Genomic DNA, 13212 nt, shown 5'->3' with positions numbered 1-13212 from the left:
CGTCAGGCCGCCTGCGCAGCGGTGTCGTCCGCGTGCGCGCGCCCGAACAGCAACTGGTCGCGGATGGACGAGATGTCCGTCCGCTGTTGAATCAGGTCGAAGTACCACGGGCCGTCCGCGACGTCCCCGTACAACACGGCGCCCGTCAGGCGGTTGCCCGCGACGACGAGACGTTTATAGATGCCGCCGCGGCGGTCGCGCAGCACCAGGTCTTCGCTGCCCTCGCCGCCGACGATGTCGCCGGCCGAGTACAGGTCCACGCCCGTCACCTTCAGCTTCGTCGCGGTGGCCTGCTGCACGTAGCGGCGGTGGCCGGCGCCCGCCAGATGGGCGGCGGCGACGCGTGCCTGGTCCCAGATTGGCGCGACGAGGCCGAACGTGGCGCGGCGGTGCTGCACGCATTCGCCGACGGCGTACACGCGCGGGTCGTAGGTCTGCAGGGTGTCGTCGACGACGATCGCGCGCTCGCAGTGCAGGCCCGCTTCTTTCGCCAGTTCGACGTTCGGACGCACGCCTGCGGCCATCACGACGAGGTCGGCGGCTACCGTCTCGCCATCGTCGAAGCGCACGGCGGAAACGCGCTCGTCGCCTTCGATGGCGATGGTCTGGCGGTTCAGCAGGATGCGCAGGCCGCGCAGTTCCAGGCTGGCGCGCAGCAGTTCGGCCGCGGGCGGATCGAGCTGCTGGTTCATCAGGCTGCCCATCACGTGGACGACCGCGACTTCCATCCCCTGGCGCAGCAGGCCGTTGGCCGCCTCCAGGCCGAGCAGGCCGCCGCCGATGACGACGGCCTTGCCGCCCGCACGCGCGGCCGCAAGCATCGTGTCGACGTCGCTGATGTCGCGGAAGCCGATCACGCCGGGCAGCTGGTTGCCCGGCACCGGCACGATGAACGGCTTCGAACCCGTTGCGATCAACAGGCGGTCGTACGCCACCGTGAGGCCCGATGCCGCATGCACGACGCGCTTCTTGCGGTCGATGCGCACGACCGGGTCGCCCGCGTGCAGGGTGATGCCGTTGGCGTCGTACCACTCACGCGTGTTGAGCATGATGTCGTCGACGGTCTTCTCGCCGGCCAGCACGGGCGACAGCAGGATGCGGTTGTAATTCCCGTGCGGCTCCGCGCCGAACACGGTGATGCGGTACATGTGGGGCGCGAGTTTCAGGAGCTCCTCGACCGTGCGCATGCCCGCCATGCCGTTGCCGATGACGACGAGCCGCGGATGCGCATGTGGGGCTTTCATTTACGCCCCCACCCAGACCTTGCCGTCTTCGACACGGACCGGATAGCTGGACACCGAGTGGTGCGGCGCTTCCAGGCATTCGCCCGTCTGCAGGTCGAAGTGCTGCTTGTAGATCGGCGAGGCGACGACGACGCGCTCGCCGATGCTGCCGACCAGGCCGCGCGACAGCACGGCCGCGTCCGAATTCGGATCGTAGTTATCGATGGCGAACAGGCGCGGGGACTCGGCGCCCACGCGGAACACGGCCACCTGGCGACCGTTCAGCAATGCGGCCACGCCGGTGTCCGGGACGATCTGGTCGAGCGAGCAGACGGCATTCCACTGATTCAGTTGGATATCGCGATGCATGGTGTTCTCCTTGTTCAGGTCAATAAATCAAGCGACGGCAATCGGGATGGTGCGGCGGCGTTCCTCCGGCGTGGCCGGACGGATCTGGCCGCGCTCCGGCATGAACACGACGTTGTCGTCCGTGCCGTCGGTGTTGACGAAGCTGCGGAAGCGCTGGCGCACGGCCGGGTCTTCGACGGCGTTCTTCCACTCGTCGGCATACGTGTCGACCACGCGCTGCATGTCCGCTTCCAGTTCGGCCGCGATACCCAGCTTGTCGTCGACGACGACCTGCTTCAGGTACTCCAGGCCGCCTTCCAGGTTTTCGCGCCACGTGCTCGTGCGCTGCAGGCGGTCGGCGGTGCGCACGTAGAACATCAGGAAGCGGTCGACCAGTTTCACGACCGTCGCTTCGTCCAGGTCCGACGCGATCAGCTCGGCGTGGCGGGGCTTCATGCCGCCGTTACCGCACACGTACAGGTTCCAGCCCTTCTCGGTGGCGATCAGGCCCACGTCCTTGCCCTGCGCCTCGGCGCATTCGCGGGTGCAGCCGGAGACGCCGAACTTGATCTTGTGCGGCGCGCGCAGGCCCTTGTAGCGGTTTTCCAGCGCGATGGCGAAGCCGACGGAGTCGCCCACGCCGTAGCGGCACCACGTCGAACCCACGCACGATTTCACCGTGCGCAGCGACTTGCCGTAGGCGTGGCCCGATTCGAAGCCGGCCGCGATCAGCTCTTCCCAGATCGCCGGCAGCTGGTCCACGCGGGCGCCGAACAGATCGACGCGCTGGCCGCCCGTGATCTTGGTGTACAGGCCGTATTTCTTCGCGACCTGGCCGACGGCGATCAGGCCGTCCGGCGTCACTTCGCCGCCCGGCATGCGCGGCACGACGGAATAGGTGCCGTCCTTCTGGATGTTGCCGAGGAAGTAGTCGTTCGAGTCCTGCAGGCTCGCGTGCTCGGGCTTGAGCACGAAATCGTTCCACGTCGACGCGAGGATGTTGGCGACCACCGGTTTGCAGATGTCGCAGCCGAGGCCCTTGCCGTGCTTGTGCAGCAGTTCGCCGAAGCTCTTGATGCCGCCCACGCGGATCAGGTGGTGCAGTTCCTGGCGCGAGTACGCGAAGTGTTCGCACACGTGATTGTTGACGGCCATGCCGGCTTTCGCCATCTCGGCCTTCATGATCTGCGTGACGAGCGGCACGCAGCCGCCGCACGACGTGCCGGCGTTGGTGCACGACTTGATCGCGCCGATGTCGCAGGCACCGCCGGCGACGGCGTCGGCGATGACGCCCTTGCTGACGGCATTGCACGAGCAGACCTGCGCGGACGCCGGCAGCGCCTCGACGCCCAGCGCCGGACGGGCACCACCTTCGACCTGCGGCAGGATCAGGAATTCCGGCGACTCCGGCAGCTCCATATCGTTGAGCATCATCTGCAGCAGGCTGCCGTATTCGGCCGCGTCGCCGATCAGCACGGCGCCCAGCAGCTTCTTGCCGCAGTCGGAGACGACGATCTTCTTATACACTTGCTTGCGCTCGTCCGTGAACTGGAAGCTGCGTGCGCCCGGCGTGTTGCCGTGGGCGTCGCCGATCGACGCGACGTCCACGCCCATCAGCTTCAGTTTCGTGCTCATGTCGGCGCCGGCAAACGCGGCTTCCTGGCCGAGCAACGCACGGGCGACGATGCGGGCCATCTCGTAGCCCGGTGCGACGAGGCCGAAGGTCTGGCCGCCCCACGACGCGCATTCGCCGATGGCGTAGACATGCGGGTCGGACGCGAGGCAGGCGTCGTCGATGGCGATGCCGCCGCGCGGGCCGAGCGTCAGGCCGCAAGCCTTGGCCAGTTCGTCGCGCGGGCGGATGCCGGCCGAGAACACGATCATGTCGGCTTCCAGGTGCGTGCCGTCGGCGAATTCCATGCGGTGCGTGGCCGTCTCGCCGTCGACGATGCGCAGCGTGTTCTTTTGCGTGTGGACCGAGACGCCCAGCGCCGCGATCTTGTTGCGCAGGACGCGGCCGCCCAGGTCGTCGACCTGCACGGCCATCAGGCGCGGCGCGAATTCGACGACGTGCGTGTCGAGGTTCATGTCGCGCAGGGCCTTGGCGCATTCGAGGCCCAGCAGGCCGCCGCCGACGACGACGCCCGACTTCGAACGGGCGCCGCATTCCGTCATCTTTTCCAGGTCTTCGATGGTGCGGTAGACGAAGATATCGTCGCGCTCCTTGCCCGGGACCGGCGGCACGAACGGGTACGAACCGGTCGCGAACACCAGCTTGTCGTAGGCCAGCACTTCACCGTCGGCCAGCGTGACGGTCTTCGCATCGCGATCGACGGCGACGGCCTGCGCGTTCAGCTTCAGGTCGATGTTGGCGGCGTGCTTCTCGAAGAAGCCCGGCGCGACGAGCGACAGCTGCTCGGCCGTCGTGCCCGAGAAGTACGAGGACAGGTGCACGCGGTCGTAGGCGGGACGCGGTTCCTCGCACAGGACGGTCACCTTGAAGTTGGACGCTTGCGCGGCATCCGCGAACAGGGTCTCGAGGAATTTGTGGCCCACCATGCCGTGGCCGATGACGATCAGTTTCATATTGCGACTCCTATACAGCGGTAACTTGTTCAGGCGGCGGCGGGTGCCGGCGTTTCAGGGGCGGTGAGCGAGAAGCGCACACCAATGGCGCACAGTGCCGAGACGAGGACGGCGCCGCCGAGGATCATCAGGGTCTGGCGCACGTCGCCGGTCGCCTTCATCAGGAAGCCGGCCAGCACGGCACCGACGTTGCCGCCCGCGCCGACGATGCCGGCCACGCCGCCCAGCGCCTTGCGGCTCACGAACGGCACCAGAGCGTAGGTCGAGCCGCACGCCATGTGGGTGCACAGGCCGAAGGCGAGCATGGCGACGATGGCCATCGTCACGTCGGTCGTCTGCGAGAACCACAGCAGGCCCAGGCCTTCGCCGATCATCAGGATGAACAGCAGGTTCACGCGGCTGTTCAAATCGCCGCGGGCGGCCGCCTTGTCCGAGATCCAGCCGCCGAGGGCACGGGCGAACAGGGCCAGCAGGCCGAAGCTGCCGGCGGCCATGCCGGCGCCTTTCAGCGACAGGCCGAAGTGGTCGACGTAATAAGTGGCGGCGACGTTGTGGATGAACAGTTCGATGCCGAAGCAGGCGCCGTAGGTGATGAACAGCAGCCAGGCGCGGTAGTTGCGGCAGGCTTCGAAGAAGCTCGACCAGCCGCCCTTGCCGCCGCCCTCGAACGCCACGCCTGCGGCGCGCAGTTCGGCGAAGTTGCCTTCCGGGCAGTCCTGGGTGAACTTGTAGTAGACGACCGACATGATCAGCATCAGCACGCCCGGCACCAGCAGGGCGACGCGCCAGCCCATCGTTTCGCTGACGCCGGCCATGATCACGGCGCCCAGCAGCAGCGGCATCGTGGCTTGCGCGACGCCGCCGCCGCTGTTGCCCCAGCCGGCCGATGCCGCGTTGGCGGTGCCGACGACCTTCGGGCCGAACATGACCGAGGTGTGGTACTGGGTGATCACGAAGCTGGCACCGACCGCGCCGATGCCGAGGCGGAACAGCAGGAAGCTTTCGTAGCTCTGGGACATGGCCACGCCCAGCACGGGGATCGCGCCCAGCGCCAGCAGACCCGTATAGGTCTTGCGCGGGCCGAAGCGGTCGCACAGCGGACCGACGAGCAGGCGCACGACGATGGTGATGGCGACGGCGGCGATGTTGATGTCGGCGATCTGGCTGACCGACAGGTGGAACACGCCCTTGATCACCGGCATCAGCGGTGCGCAGGCGAACCAGGCGTAAAAGCAGACGAAGAAGGCCACCCAGGTCAGGTGGAACGCGCGCATCTGGGGCGTATCAAAGGAGAATAGCTTGATGCTGTTTGCTTTGCCGGCCATGTTTGTTCCCTTCTTAAAAACGAAAAGGCGCCCGCTGCGTGCCACAGACGCGATCGATGCGATCGGGTACGTGGTGCAGCGGACGCCGTTGTCCTGTTCGCCGGCCCTCCGTTGGACCGGCATTTGTTTTACTCGGGAATCGCCGTTGATCCCTTACCCGGGTAATTGCAAGACCCGTGCCAGATGGTTTCAGGGGTAAAGACCGTATTTACGCGGCCTCGGACGCTTCATTGCAGTGCACCATGCACGCTAATGAGGCACATAAATGAAGCGTTCCGAAACGTGAAGTATCCCGGCGTCGTTCCCGCGCAGCGGGAACGACGTTCGAGGCGCTACGCACCGGCCAGGGCGGGCCGGCGAATGGAAAAGGATGAGATATAGGCGTCGGGGTCCGTACCATCCCAGACCTTGCCGTCCATGAGCACCGAGCGGCGCATCACGCCCGACGGTGCCGGCACGCCGGCCAGCACGGCCGCCTCGCGGTACAGGCCCACGCGGTTCACGCGGGCGGCCACCGCCGCGTAATCGACGTCGTCGCGCAGCAGGCCCCAGCGCCGGTGCTGGGTCATGAACCACATGCCGTCGGACAGGTAGGGGAACACGGCCTCGCCCTCGTCATAAAAGCGCACGGGATCGGGATCGATCCAGCGCCGGCCCAGGCCATTGTCATACTCGCCATGCAGGCGCGCGGCGATGGCGCGGCGGTCCGCGTTTACGTAGGCGGGACTGGACAGGATTTCGGCCGCGGCGTCGCGGTTCGCCGCCGACGCGTCGAGCCAGCGCCCCGCATCCAGCACGGCCGCGATCAGCGAGCGGCATGCATGCGGATGGGCGTCGACGAAGGCGGCCGTCGCGCCGAGCGCCTTGCCGGGATGGTCGGGCCAGATGTCCTGGCTCGTCGCGACCGTGAAGCCGCTGCCGTCCAGCTGGGCGCGGGCGCTCCACGGCTCGCCCGCGCAAAAGCCGTCCATGTGGCCCGCCGCCAGGTTCACGGCCATCTGGCTGGGCGGGACGGTGACCACCTGCGCGTCGCGCACGGGATCGATGCCGCCGGCCGCCAGCCAGTAATAGAGGAACATCGCGTGGTTCCCGGTCGGGAACGTGTGCGCGAACGTGAAGCGGCGCCCGCCCTTGCGCATGGCGGCGGCCAGCGTGCCCAGGTCCGTCACGCCCTGGCTTGCGAGTGCGCGCGACAAGGTGATGGCCTGGCCGTTGCGCGACAAATTCATCAGCACGGCCATGCGCGCGGGCGCCGTGCCGATGCCCATTTCGACGCCGTACAGCAAGCCGTATAAAGCGTGGGCCGCGTCGATCTCGCCCAGCACCAGGCGGTCGCGCATGCTCGACCACGAATGCTGGCGGCTGAGTTCCAGCTTGATGCCGTATTTCTCGTCCAGCCCCAGCCTTGATGCCATCACGAGCGACGCGCAATCCGTCAGAGGCATGAAGCCGGCCCTGATCACGGTCTTTTCCGGTCGGTCCGAGCCGGCTGTGAATGCGTGTGCCATCGTTTCCTTTGCTTACCCTAATAGATCCTCGACGTCGAGGATGCGCTGGGCGACGTCGGCCAGCTTGAGTTTCTTGTTCATCGCCATGCTGCGCAGCCGCTGGTAGGCCTCGTCCTCCGTCAGCTTGTTGCGCGCCATGAGGACGCCCTTGGCGCGTTCGATCAGCTTGCGGTCGGCCAGCTGGCGGCGCGTGTCGGACAACTCGTCCAGCAGCTTTTGTTCGCGCTTGAAGCGCTTCAAGGCCACGTCCAGCACGGGTTTCACGCGCTCGGCGTGCAGCCCGGCCACGATGTAGGCGGAGACGCCCGCCTCGATCGCGGCGTCCATGCTGGACGGCGTCTGGTCGTCCGTAAACAGGACGATGGGGCGCGGCTCGTCGCGCGTGGCGATGACGATGTGTTCGAGGACGTCGCGCGCGTCCGATTCACTGTCGATGATGATCATGTCCGGCTGGATCTGGGCGATCCGCTCGGGCAGGAAGATATCGGCGGGCAGCGACGCGACGATGTCGTAGCCGGATTCCAGCAGGCCGATGCGCAGCGCCGTGTTGCGTTGCGCCTGGGCGGCGAGCGCGGCCTCGTCCGCGGCGTGGCTGGACGCGGTGTTGACGACGACGATGCGCAGGGTGCGCTGGACCTTGGACGGCGGTTTCATGCCCTTGGGGTATGCAAGTTCCGGGCCAGAACTCAAGATATTTATCAGATGAATGACAAGAGTGCGTAGCCGCTTAGTTGTCGCACAGAAAATATTCACAAAACAGATGGGGAGCATCACAAATCGAAAGTTCATTTATGACGCGGTTGTCCCTATACTGCATCGCAACACGACAGATTTTTACCGGAGATGACCATGAACACCGCAACGATCACCCAGGCGCACGACAAAGGTCTGCGCCACCATCTCGCCGACGCCTTCGGCAAGATCCGCGACTTTGCGATCGAACTGTACACCGCGCACGGCGGCTGGTTCGCTCACGACGCCGCCCAGCCCGCGAGTGGCGCCTTCGCCCGCAATAAGAATCTGACCGACCGCGTCATCCTTGGTCCGTTCTGCGCATCGGCCCTGAACGCCGACCTGGCACGCAAATCGTCGAACTAATCACGCAAACGCAAGGATAAAGATCATGACCCCAATCGAATACCTCACCGTCGCCATCTCCGCCGCCGCCATCGTCACCCGCATCGTGATGTTCATCCGCAACCCGACGGTCACTACCCCGACGGAACTGTGGCTGGCCGACGCGCCGACCGAACTGTGGATGGGCGAGTACGCAAAACCGAAGGCCGCCGCATAAACCACCTCCCGGTTGTCACGACGTCTCCACACGCCCGGCATTGGCCGGGCGTTGTCTTTTGTGCGCCGCAACATTCCCGTCTGACTTCGCCGTACTTACGCACGCGCGCCACTTCCCTCGCGAATCTACCCAGCCTCATTGTCGGCTGAGCTAGAATGCTTTTTTGCAATTCTCACCAAGAAAAGCATTCTTGTTCTTCATTTATCCACCCGACTGATGATGCGACTTCCCGCCCTGACCGTTTTCGCCGCGCTGCTGGCGCTACCAGCCTTCGCCTCCACGCCCGTGACCCTCGACCAGGCCATGGCCAACCCCGACTGGATCGGCACCCCCGTGGAAGCGGCGTGGTGGAACTGGGACGGCAAGCAGGTCTTCTATCGACAGAAGCGCACCGGCTCGCCGCTGCGCGACACGTGGCGCGTGCATGCGGCGCAAGCCGGCAATGCGGCGTTGGTGCTTGATGCCGACCAGGCGAAGCTGGACAGCCCGGAAATGCTGTACAACCGCGCCCGCACCCGCGCCATCGTCGTGCGCAACGGCGACCTGTTCGAGCGCGACCTCAAAACAGGCGCCCTCGTGCAGATCACGCGCAGCAACGGCGTCGCGATCGCGGCCGTACAGTACTCGGCCGACGAGCGCGGCGTGCAGTTCCGCATCGGCGACGACTGGTTCGCCTGGGATCGCAACGAGCGCGTCCTGGGCCCCGTCGCCCTGCCGCGCGCCGCCAAGGACCCGAACGCGGCGGAACCCGATCCGCTGCGCGACATGCAACTGCGCCTGTCGACCATCCTGAAACGCCAGAAGGACGAGCGCGACGCGACGCACGCCCACGCCGAGGCACTGCGCCACGCCGATCCGACCCGCGCCCCGGCGCCGGTCTACCTGGGCGACAAGGTCGCGATCCTGAACAGCGCGCTGTCGCCGGACGGCCGCTGGCTGCTCGTCGTGACGGGCCCGAAGAACGCGGACAAGGGGCGCGTCGGCAAGATGCCCCGCTACGTGACGGAAAGCGGCTACGAGGAATTCTCGGACGAGCGCACACGCGTGGGCCGCAACACGCCGGTGGGCCACGGCCTCAAGCTCGTGAATCTCGCGACGCGCGAGGTGAAAGACGTGGCGCTGGACGCCCTGCCCGGGATCGCCGTCGACCCGCTGGCCAAGCTGCGCGCGGAGCACAAGCTCGACCCGCTCAAGGGCAACCGCGCGGTGATGATCGGCTTCGACGGCGAGGCGATCACATGGAGCCAGAACGGCGCCAACGCGGCCGTGATGTTCCGCTCGGTCGACAACAAGGACCGCTGGATCGCCACCGTCGACCTGCCGCGCGCCGCGTTGACACCCGTGCACCGCCTGACGGACGAGGCCTGGGTCAACTACGACAACAATGAATTCGGCTGGCTGCCGGACAGCACGACGCTGTGGTATCTGTCCGAGGAAACGGGTTATTCGCACCTGTACGTCCGCGACGCCGCCGGGCGCACGCGCGCGCTCACGCAGGGCCAGTGGGAAGCATCGGACGTGGCCTGGTCGGCGGACGGCCAGACGGCCTGGCTGCTATGCAACCGCAAGACGCCGGGCGCATACGAAGTCTGCGCCGTGTCGGCGCGCGACGGCGCCACGCGCGAGGTGAGCAACCTGGCCGGCGTGCAGGATTTCCGCCTGTCGCCGGACCAGCGCAGGCTGCTCGTGCATTATTCCGGCCCTTACCTGCCGCCGCAGATCGCGACCGTGCCGTCGAACGGCGGCGACGCCGTCAAGCTGACCGACACCCGCACGGCCGAATTCAAGGCGCACGAGTGGATCCAGCCGCAGTTCGTGACGATCCCGTCGACGCACGGCGCGGGGCCCATCTGGGCGAAGCTGTACCGCCCCGCGCAGTTCGAACCGGGCAAACAATATCCGGTCGTGATGTTCGTGCACGGCGCGGGCTATCTGCAGAACGTCACGCAGCGCTACACGCCCTACTTCCGCGAGCAGATGTTTCATAATCTGCTCGTGCAGAACGGCTACGTCGTCCTCGACATGGATTACCGCGCGTCGAAGGGTTATGGCGTCAAATGGCGCACGGCGATCTACCGCCAGATGGGCCACCCGGAACTGGACGATTACCTCGACGGCGTGAACTGGATGGTCGCGAACGAACAGGGCGACCCGGCCCGCGTGGGCATCTACGGCGGCAGCTACGGCGGCTTCATGACCCTGATGGGCATGCTGCGCGCGCCCGACGTGTTCAAGGCCGGCGCGGCGCTGCGGCCCGTGTCCGACTGGACCTCGTACAACCACGAGTACACGGCCAACATCCTGAATACGCCGGACCTGGACCCGGATGCCTACAAAACGTCATCGCCGATCGAGTATGCGCAGAACCTCAAGGGCCACCTGCTGATCGCGCACGGCATGATCGACGATAACGTGTTCTTCCAGGACTCCGTGCGCATGGCGGAGCGCCTGATCGAATTGAAGAAGGACCATTGGGAGCTGGCGCCGTACCCGCTGGAGCGGCATTCGTTCGTGCAGCCGGAGGCGTGGTACGACGAGTATCGGCGCATTTATCAGCTGTTTGAAAGAACGCTGAAATAAGAACCACGTCGTCCCCGCGAAAGCGGGAACGACGGTCAGTCGGTCTTCGCCCCCGCCTCGAACCACGCTCCCAACTGCGCCCGCTCCGCATCGGTCATATTGGTCATGTTCGCCAGCGGCATCGCCTTCAGCTGGACGGCCTGCTGATAGATGCGCGGCGCGTTCTGCGCGATGCCGTGCGCGTCGTCCAGCATCACGCCGGCCGGCGCGCTCGCGAATCCGGGCTGCGTGGGATGCGCCGCGTGGCACGACACGCAGCGCTGGCGGATGATCGTCTGGACCTGCGCGAAACCGACCGCCCCTGCCGACGCGCCGGGCCGGGCCGGCGCCAGCGCGACCGCGAGCCCCAGCAGCAGTGCCACGCCGATCGCCGGCCAGATCCATTCCACGCGGCCCTTGTGGCGCAGGTTGAAGAAGTGGCGGATGAAGACGCCCGCCGCCATGATGGTGCCCAGCACGGCCCACGCATGCGGGTGCCGATACGTCATCGCGAAGTGGTTGCTGATCATGATGAACAGCACCGGCAACGTGAAGTAGTTGTTGTGGACGCTGCGCTGCTTGCCGCGGATGCCGTAGACCGGATCGGGCTTGCTGCCCGCGCGCATCGCCTCGACCATCCTGCGCTGGCCGGGAATGATCACCATCGCCACGTTCGCGACCATGATCGTGCCGATCATCGCCCCCACGTGGATATACGCCGCGCGGCCGCTGAGGAAGTGCGTCAGCACCCAGGCCGCGCCGACGAGCAGCGCGAAGATCACGACGCCGAACCCCAGGTCGTGCCGGCCGAGCCTTGAGCGGCACAGCAGGTCGTACACGATCCAGCCCGCGACGAGACTCCCCGCCCCGAGGCCGATGGCCTGCCAGGACGACAGATCGGCCACGCTGCGGTCGACCATCATGGCCTGGGCGTTGAACCAGTAGACGATGAGCAGCAGCGCGAAGCCCGACAGCCACGTCGAATACGCCTCCCACTTGAACCAGTGCAGCTCGTCCGGCAATTCGGCCGGCGCGACGAGGTATTTCTGCGGGTTGTAGAAGCCGCCGCCGTGCACGGCCCACAACTCGCCCGCCACGCCCTTTTTCGCGAGGTCGGAGCCGGCCGCCGGCGGGCGCAGGGAATTGTCCAGCCAGACGAAGTAGAACGAGGCGCCGATCCAGGCGATGCCCGTGATGACGTGCAGCCAGCGCACCAGCATGTTCATCCATTCGAGGACGTATGGGACGAGATATCCAACAGCTTGCATGACGACTCCTTCAGAGCGTGACCGGCAGGCGACACCGGCTTCGATTTATTGTATTCAACATGAAAAATAACGTATATTTAAAATCAGACTTCGTATATACCTCATCCGCCATGTCCTCCCTGCCCCAGCACCTCGATCTGCACCTGATCCGCATTCTCTACCTGCTGCTGGTGGAAAAGAACGTCTCGCGCGTCGCCCTCAAGTTGAACCAGCCGCAGCCGTCGATCTCGGCCTCGCTGCGCAAGCTGCGCGAGCTGACGGGCGACCCGCTGCTCGTGCGCGGCGCGCGCGGCATGGTGCCGACGCAGCACGGCGAAAGCCTGCTCAAGCCGGCCAAGCGCATCCTCGACGAGACGGAGGGCCTGTTCGTGCGCAAGTCGCCGTTCGTGCCGGAACAGGCCGACCGCACGTTCCACATCGCCGCGCCCGACTACCTCGACACCCAATTCCTGCCGGGCGTCGTCGCAGCGATCCGGCGCGGCGCGCCGAACAGCCGGGTGACGATCCACCACCTCGGGCCCGGCACGGACTACCTGCGCATGCTGTCCGACGGCGAGATGGACCTCGTGATCGCCAACTGGGACGAGCCGCCGTCGCACCTGCATATCTCGAAACTGTTCGAAGACCCGATCATCTGCACGATGCGCGCCGACAGCGCCTACGCCAAGCGCACGGCGTCCGACGCGATGACGGTCGAGGACTACCTCACGCTGCCCCACATCGCGCCGACCGCCATGCTGCCGGGCTACCACGGCGTCATCGACGCCTTCCTCGAACGCCAGGGCCTGCACCGCAAGGTGGCCGTCGAGTCGCCCTATTTCGGCCTGATCCCGTACATGCTCACGCAGACGGACCTCGTGCTGACGACGGGCCGCCAGTTCATCCGCTTCTACGAAAAGACGCTGCCGCTGAAAAACTTCACGGTCCCGATCAAATTCCCGCCGATGCGCTTCTACCAGCTGTGGCACCAGCGCGTGCACCAGTCGCCCGAGCACAAGTGGTTGCGCGACCAGGTGACGGCCGCGGCCAAGGTGGTCGTCAACCGGTAGATACTGTCCGTTGAGTGGCATTCGGGCCCGAATGAAACGTGCCCGCGCGTTA

General features: G+C 66.2%; 11 protein-coding genes. 4 read left to right on the top strand and 7 right to left on the bottom strand.

What is annotated here, in order from left to right:
- Nucleotides 1–2 precede the first annotated feature (2 nt).
- The 6 genes from BVG12_RS25530 to BVG12_RS25505 all read right to left on the bottom strand — a co-directional run bounded on the left by BVG12_RS25530 (nt 3) and on the right by BVG12_RS25505 (nt 7644).
- A complete protein-coding gene (locus BVG12_RS25530) occupies nt 3–1244 on the bottom strand; it encodes an NAD(P)/FAD-dependent oxidoreductase (protein ID WP_075794843.1) in 1242 nt (413 codons plus the stop codon).
- A complete protein-coding gene (nirD, locus tag BVG12_RS25525) occupies nt 1245–1592 on the bottom strand; it encodes a nitrite reductase small subunit NirD (protein ID WP_075794842.1) in 348 nt (115 codons plus the stop codon).
- Nucleotides 1593–1619: 27 nt separating this feature from the next.
- Nucleotides 1620–4157, bottom strand: coding sequence for a nitrite reductase large subunit NirB (gene nirB / locus BVG12_RS25520; RefSeq protein WP_075794841.1), 2538 nt, complete (start codon nt 4155–4157; stop codon nt 1620–1622).
- A 29-nt stretch (nt 4158–4186) separates the two neighbouring features.
- On the bottom strand, nt 4187–5482 hold the full coding sequence (locus BVG12_RS25515) for an MFS transporter (protein ID WP_075794840.1): 1296 nt from the start codon (nt 5480–5482) through the stop codon (nt 4187–4189).
- A gap of 332 nt (nt 5483–5814) precedes the next feature.
- Nucleotides 5815–6990 (bottom strand): CmpA/NrtA family ABC transporter substrate-binding protein, encoded by a 1176-nt coding sequence (locus BVG12_RS25510; RefSeq protein WP_075794839.1) that lies wholly within the window; start codon nt 6988–6990, stop codon nt 5815–5817.
- A gap of 12 nt (nt 6991–7002) precedes the next feature.
- Nucleotides 7003–7644 carry an ANTAR domain-containing response regulator gene (locus tag BVG12_RS25505; protein WP_075794838.1) on the bottom strand — a complete coding sequence of 214 codons (642 nt, stop codon included), beginning with the start codon at nt 7642–7644 and terminating at the stop codon, nt 7003–7005.
- A 195-nt stretch (nt 7645–7839) separates the two neighbouring features.
- Here BVG12_RS25505 and BVG12_RS25500 point away from each other — a divergent pair, with 195 nt between their 5' ends.
- The 3 genes from BVG12_RS25500 to BVG12_RS25495 all read left to right on the top strand — a co-directional run bounded on the left by BVG12_RS25500 (nt 7840) and on the right by BVG12_RS25495 (nt 10864).
- A complete protein-coding gene (locus BVG12_RS25500) occupies nt 7840–8088 on the top strand; it encodes a hypothetical protein (RefSeq protein ID WP_075794837.1) in 249 nt (82 codons plus the stop codon).
- A gap of 25 nt (nt 8089–8113) precedes the next feature.
- Nucleotides 8114–8284 (top strand): hypothetical protein, encoded by a 171-nt coding sequence (locus BVG12_RS34270; protein WP_156895734.1) that lies wholly within the window; start codon nt 8114–8116, stop codon nt 8282–8284.
- Between the two features lie 219 nt (nt 8285–8503).
- The gene (locus BVG12_RS25495; protein WP_156895882.1) at nt 8504–10864 is read left to right on the top strand and encodes a S9 family peptidase; all 2361 of its coding nucleotides are present in this window, start codon (nt 8504–8506) and stop codon (nt 10862–10864) included.
- Between the two features lie 35 nt (nt 10865–10899).
- On the opposite strand, the gene BVG12_RS25490 is transcribed toward BVG12_RS25495, so the two are convergent.
- The gene (locus BVG12_RS25490) at nt 10900–12111 is read right to left on the bottom strand and encodes a urate hydroxylase PuuD (protein WP_075794835.1); all 1212 of its coding nucleotides are present in this window, start codon (nt 12109–12111) and stop codon (nt 10900–10902) included.
- A 110-nt stretch (nt 12112–12221) separates the two neighbouring features.
- Between BVG12_RS25490 and BVG12_RS25485 the strand changes: the two genes are divergently transcribed.
- The gene (locus tag BVG12_RS25485) at nt 12222–13160 is read left to right on the top strand and encodes a LysR substrate-binding domain-containing protein (RefSeq protein WP_075794834.1); all 939 of its coding nucleotides are present in this window, start codon (nt 12222–12224) and stop codon (nt 13158–13160) included.
- The last annotated feature ends 52 nt before the right edge of the window (nt 13161–13212 follow it).

It is taken from the genome of Massilia putida, from assembly GCF_001941825.1.
GTDB classification, from domain to species: Bacteria; Pseudomonadota; Gammaproteobacteria; order Burkholderiales; family Burkholderiaceae_D; genus Telluria; species Telluria putida.
Note: the sequence above shows the minus strand (reverse complement) of the source record. Positions and strands in the feature narration are given on the sequence as shown.

Bases quoted from the DNA above. Each gene is read 5' to 3' on its own strand.
- BVG12_RS25530 (WP_075794843.1), bottom strand. From the start codon at position 1,244: ATGAAAGCCCCACATGCGCATCCGCGGCTCGTCGTCATCGGCAACGGC.
- nirD (WP_075794842.1), bottom strand. From the start codon at position 1,592: ATGCATCGCGATATCCAACTGAATCAGTGGAATGCCGTCTGCTCGCTC.
- nirB (WP_075794841.1), bottom strand. From the start codon at position 4,157: ATGAAACTGATCGTCATCGGCCACGGCATGGTGGGCCACAAATTCCTC.
- BVG12_RS25515 (WP_075794840.1), bottom strand. From the start codon at position 5,482: ATGGCCGGCAAAGCAAACAGCATCAAGCTATTCTCCTTTGATACGCCC.
- BVG12_RS25510 (WP_075794839.1), bottom strand. From the start codon at position 6,990: ATGGCACACGCATTCACAGCCGGCTCGGACCGACCGGAAAAGACCGTG.
- BVG12_RS25505 (WP_075794838.1), bottom strand. From the start codon at position 7,644: ATGAAACCGCCGTCCAAGGTCCAGCGCACCCTGCGCATCGTCGTCGTC.
- BVG12_RS25500 (WP_075794837.1), top strand. From the start codon at position 7,840: ATGAACACCGCAACGATCACCCAGGCGCACGACAAAGGTCTGCGCCAC.
- BVG12_RS34270 (WP_156895734.1), top strand. From the start codon at position 8,114: ATGACCCCAATCGAATACCTCACCGTCGCCATCTCCGCCGCCGCCATC.
- BVG12_RS25495 (WP_156895882.1), top strand. From the start codon at position 8,504: ATGCGACTTCCCGCCCTGACCGTTTTCGCCGCGCTGCTGGCGCTACCA.
- BVG12_RS25490 (WP_075794835.1), bottom strand. From the start codon at position 12,111: ATGCAAGCTGTTGGATATCTCGTCCCATACGTCCTCGAATGGATGAAC.
- BVG12_RS25485 (WP_075794834.1), top strand. From the start codon at position 12,222: ATGTCCTCCCTGCCCCAGCACCTCGATCTGCACCTGATCCGCATTCTC.